Genomic DNA, 5,232 nt, shown 5'->3' with positions numbered 1-5,232 from the left:
AATACAGTCTCTAATGTAAATAACGCTGGTGTTTATTCAACTGCTACTACAGCAACATTAACTATAACTGCACCGCCAGTATCTATGAGTGGTTATCTATATCGTGTTGTGGTTTCCGGTAAAGCACCTTGTGGTTCTGTTAATTCAGCACAAAGGCTCTTAACAGTTAATCCTTTACCAACGATAGTTATAACTGCACTTCCTTACCAAAAAGTGTTACCTGGTTTAAAAACAACCCTCTCTTCAACAGTTACACCGGCTGCAGGCACTTATACGTGGTTGAGAAATGGTTTAACGGTAGCAAATGCTACCAGTAGTACATTGGTAGTAGACGTAGATGGGCTGGGTGATTACAGATTAAGGGTTACTGACGTAAATGGTTGCACCAATTTATCCAACCAGGTTACTATATCTGATTCTGTAAGTGGAAAAGTCTTCATCTATCCTAATCCGAATAGTGGACAGTTCCAGGTTAGATACAACAGCTCATCCAACATCACTGCGTATCCACGTGGTATTAATATCTATAATTCTAAGGGTGAGAGGATATCGACTCAAACCTATTCTATTGCAAATCCTTATGCAAGAATGGATATTGATTTAAGAAACCATGGTACCGGAGTTTACTGGATTGAAGTAGTTGATCTAAAAGGCAACCGACTTGCAATGGGCAGAGCGGAAGTGATAAGATAAACTTGAGTAAATACTAATTAATACTTTCTAGTCCTCCGAATATTTCGGAGGACTTTTTTTATTGACTCATTTTAAAGCATTACTATTGATTTTCATGTTCATTTTCATCAATTTGGCAACTGTAAAAAAGAATAACATCAACCCGTCTTTATCGGCTATATTTTATTAACTTTGCCGTCCCGTTTAAAAAACCACGGGTTATTTTATGTCTTTCAATATTATTAAACAACTAAACGCAGATGCACAGGAAGGGGCGGCTCCACAAGATGTGGCCGAAACTGCTGCGATATCAAACGTGCCTGTAGAAGCACCGGTTGCTGAAACCGTTGCCACCGCTCATGATGATTTTGACTGGAGCGTTGATAAACGTAATGTAACAAGTTATACTGCTGATGAAAAATCAAAGTATGATACTGTTTACGACAATACGTTTAAACAAATTAATGATGGTGAAATGATACAGGCAACTGTAGAATCATTAACCAAAACCGACGCCGTTGTAAACATTGGCTTTAAAAGTGACGGCTTAATTTCTTTGAATGAATTCAGAGACATTCCCGGTGGTGTAAAAGTGGGTGATATCATTGAAGTAATGGTAGTTGAGAAAGAAGACAGGGAAGGTAACTTACATTTAAGCCGTAAAAATGCCCGTACTACAAGAGCATGGGAAAGAATTATGGAAGTACACAGAACTGGTGAAATTGTTACCGGTTTGGTTACCAGCAAAACTAAAGGCGGTTTAATTGTAGATGTATTTGGTATGGAAACTTTCTTACCCGGATCTCAAATTGACGTTAAACCTGTTACCGATTACGACCAGTTTGTAAATAAAACAATGGAATTTAAAGTGGTTAAAATTAATGAGACCATTAAGAATGCTGTTGTATCTCATAAAGCGCTTATTGAAAGTGATATTGAAGCTCAAAGAGCTGAGATTATGGGTAAACTGGAAAAAGGCCAGGTACTTGAAGGAACAATCAAAAACATTACTGACTTTGGTGCGTTTCTTGACCTTGGCGGCTTAGACGGTTTATTATACATCACTGATATTTCTTGGGGACGTATAAACCATCCTACGGAAGTATTGAAGATGGATCAAAAACTGAATGTAGTAGTATTAGATTTTGACGATGACAAAAAACGTATCAGTCTTGGTTTAAAACAATTAACTCCTCATCCATGGGATACTTTGTCTGAAGGATTAAAAGAAGGTGAAATTGTAAAAGGTAAAGTAGTGAACATTGAAGACTACGGTGCTTTCTTAGAAATTATGCCGGGTGTGGAAGGTTTGGTGCATGTAAGCGAAATTACATGGGCTAACACTCCTATCAATGCAAAAGAATTTTTTAAACTTAACGACGAGTACGAAGCTAAAGTGGTAACTCTTGATAAGGATACCCGTAAAATGAGTCTTTCTATCAAACAAATGACAGAAGATCCATGGAGCACTATTGAAACTGTTTTTCCTGAACACAGCAGGCATAAAGGCACAGTAAAAAACATTACGCCATACGGTGTTTTTGTTGAATTATCTACGGGTATTGGTGGCATGATCCACATCAGCGATTTAAGCTGGTTGAAACGTTTTAACAATCCTAATGAATACACTAAGGTTGGCGAAACTATCGACGTGGTAATTATGAACATTGATAAAGAAGGACGCAAACTGCAATTAGGCCATAAGCAAATTGAAGAAGATCCATGGAATACTTTAGAATCTACTTTCCCGATTGGCAGTGTGCATGAAGCTACTGTAATTAAGAAAGATGATAAAGGTGCCGTAGTACAATTGCCTTACGGACTCGAAGGTTTTGTACCTGCCCGCCATTTAGCTAAAGAAGATGGTAAAAATATTAATGCTGATGAAATTGCACAGTTCATGGTAATTGAATTTGACCGCAACGACAAACGCATTGTATTAAGCCATACCCGCCTTTGGGAGCAGGCTATTGAAGAAGTGAAGCAGGCCGAATTTAAAGAAAAGAAAGCCGATGCTGAAGTAACCAAAAAAGCGGTTAAAAATCTTCAAAGCAAAGTAGAAAAATCAACATTAGGTGATTTAGGTGTTTTAGCTAATTTAAAAGCTAAAATGGAAAGCGATGCAGCTGATACTGCAGCAGCTGAAACTAAAGAAGAACCTAAGAGCGAATAATTTTATTTAGTTTCTTGTATTTAAAATCCCACTGTAACAACGGTGGGATTTTTTTATTGCAAAAAAAAAATTTGTTCTGTTCCAATATTTCTGTGCAAAATAAAAGAGCTGCTTTTTTAAACAGCTCTTCTCTTAATCTATAAAAAAATATTATTGCAGAATAGTTACCTCAGTTCTTCTGTTTTGTGCTTTACCATCGGCGGTGGCGTTAGAGGCAACCGGTTTACTCATGCCATACCCTACTGCAGTTACCCGTGAAGGATCAATACCTTTAGTTAATAAATAAGCCCGTACTGTATTTGCCCTGTCTTGCGATAACAGCTTATTTTTTGCAGCAGTACCTACATTATCGGTGTGGCCACCCAGCTCAATTTTCTCATCATCTTTTCTGTTTAAATAAGCCACTAATTCATCCAGTACACCATAAGCGCTTTCTTCTAAATTTGCTTTGCCGGTTTCAAAATTACAATCTTCCAGTACAAAACTTTTTGCAGGTAAATGTTCTATATCCACTACAAAAGCCTCTTTGTAATAGGCATTACCTTTTAGTGCAGGTATTTCTAAAAAATTATAACTGGCAGAATCTTTAAAGCCTAAAATAAAGATTTCATAAGTATCTCCGGAGGGCAGCCTTACAGAAAATCTTCCTGCATCATCGGTTAAGCCCTGAAATTCTTTACCATTTAGTTTACTCTTAAATACAACAATTTCATTGTTAAGCACATTCTTTTTAAAATCCGTCATGGTAACATTTACCTGGGCATCTTTTGGGGTATTGGCATTTTGTACAGTGCCGTTTTGACTTACTGCCGCAAAGGGTAAAGTAATAGTTATCAGTAAATAAAAAATGTAGTGTTTCATCATTGTTTTTGTTTAATCGGGTGGTTAAAGATAAATAACTTCTTTAGTTTTCAATTATTGTGCCAGAGGGGGTTAAATTTAGGTAACTGGCTACTGGAAAGATTGGTAAAATATATTTTTTAACAAGGTTGTGGTTTTTGTTAGGGCAAGACGCTGAGGAAATTAATATGGTTGCGAAGGTTTAAAATCAGTTAAAAAACATATTAGAATTTAGCAATTGTTTTAATTGTTCCTCATACTTTTTCCGAAATTGCTACACTAGTTTCGCCGAATTATGACTCCTGAAATTGTATTTATTATTCTTCTTTGCCTATGAACTATATTTATTGACTTAGGTTTATTTTTTTTGTGAATTTTAGGACTTCCTGAAACTTCCCAATAATAAACATCCTTTTTGTTTTCCGGAATAAGAATTACCTTAAGATTGTCCTGATATAATATCGAATCATTGATCGCTATTCTTATAGCATTATCCTTTGTAATAAAATTGCATGATTTATTTTCTATTACACATTTTGGAATGCCTTCAAAAAACGGCAGATCCGATTCTAAACTTTTGTCTTTAGTAACTATAATGGGAAATCTAAACGAATAATCGAGTGAGGAAGAATACAACTCGAAAAAAAATGAAACAGTTCTAAATTTTATTTTCTTGTCTTTGTTTGATTTATATTCTAAAAAACAAGATTTAGTAGAATCAGGAAATGAAACAAAAAGATCAACCAGTTTAACTTTATTTGCTAAAGAATTAACCATTCTTTCAGCGATAATTGAATCAGCTTTTGCTTTATAAACCTGCAATTTATCCTGACTATATAAGGCTAGTGATCAGATATTCAGGCAAAGTGCAATTAGAATCTTCGGTATTTTTTTTCAAAAGAGTTGATTACATCCTTTAAATTTACAAATGATATTTTAAAATGCTGAATTAAATTACTATAAAAAAAATAAGTTTTGTATTAAATATTTTATAACAAAAACTTCATTAATGCCCAACAAAATCTTATTGCTGAGCATAGCCCGGATTGAAAAGCCCGAAACTGATTTTCAACTTTGCATTGCTGCCCATGCTTCAAAAACTACAACCTCGTCTGCAACCTCACCACCATTTCATTTTTCCAACTATTAAAATCACCGGCGATAATATGTTTACGGGCTTCGGTAACCAGCCATAAATAAAATGCCAGGTTGTGTACACTTGCGATAGTAAGGCCCAAAAATTCTTTCGCCTTCATTAAATGACGCAGGTAAGCCTTGCTGTAAAAATTACTTACCGGGCAATCAATACCGTCATCAATTACAGAAAAATCTTTTTCCCATTTTTTGTTGTCAATATTAATAATACCGTTTGATGTAAAGAGCATGGCGTTACGGCCGTTACGGGTGGGCATTACACAATCAAACATATCTATACCTAAAGCAATACACTCTAAAATATTCCAGGGCGTACCCACACCCATTAAGTAACGTGGTTTATTGTCAGGCAAAATATCGCAGCACAGTTCGGTGTATTCGTACATCATTTC

General features: G+C 35.6%; 5 protein-coding genes. 2 read left to right on the top strand and 3 right to left on the bottom strand.

Features of this window, described 5'->3' with window-relative positions; genetic code table 11:
* The coding region (locus ACY65O_RS01890; protein WP_462219156.1) for a T9SS type A sorting domain-containing protein at positions 1-693 on the top strand (693 nt) is incomplete at its 5' end.
* A gap of 205 nt (positions 694-898) precedes the next feature.
* Positions 899-2,845: a 30S ribosomal protein S1 gene (gene rpsA, locus ACY65O_RS01885; RefSeq protein ID WP_462219155.1), complete on the top strand. Its 1,947-nt coding sequence runs from the start codon at positions 899-901 to the stop codon at positions 2,843-2,845.
* Positions 2,846-2,995: 150 nt separating this feature from the next.
* Here rpsA and ACY65O_RS01880 read toward each other — a convergent pair whose 3' ends face one another.
* The 3 genes from ACY65O_RS01880 to ACY65O_RS01870 form a co-directional block, all read right to left on the bottom strand.
* A complete protein-coding gene (locus tag ACY65O_RS01880) occupies positions 2,996-3,709 on the bottom strand; it encodes an OmpA family protein (protein WP_462219154.1) in 714 nt (237 codons plus the stop codon).
* 255 nt (positions 3,710-3,964) lie between these two features.
* Complete coding sequence (locus ACY65O_RS01875; protein ID WP_462219153.1) at positions 3,965-4,507, bottom strand: hypothetical protein; 543 nt, start codon at positions 4,505-4,507, stop codon at positions 3,965-3,967.
* A 278-nt stretch (positions 4,508-4,785) separates the two neighbouring features.
* The coding region (locus tag ACY65O_RS01870; protein WP_462219152.1) for a tRNA-guanine transglycosylase at positions 4,786-5,232 on the bottom strand (447 nt) is incomplete at its 5' end.

This window comes from Ferruginibacter sp., assembly GCF_031430955.1.
Taxonomy (GTDB): domain Bacteria; phylum Bacteroidota; class Bacteroidia; order Chitinophagales; family Chitinophagaceae; genus Ferruginibacter.
Note: the sequence above shows the minus strand (reverse complement) of the source record. Positions and strands in the feature narration are given on the sequence as shown.

What these genes read in the sequence shown, in the direction of transcription:
- ACY65O_RS01880 (WP_462219154.1), bottom strand. Translation starts at nt 3,709, where the DNA reads ATGATGAAACACTACATTTTTTATTTACTGATAACTATTACTTTACCC.
- rpsA (WP_462219155.1), top strand. Translation starts at nt 899, where the DNA reads ATGTCTTTCAATATTATTAAACAACTAAACGCAGATGCACAGGAAGGG.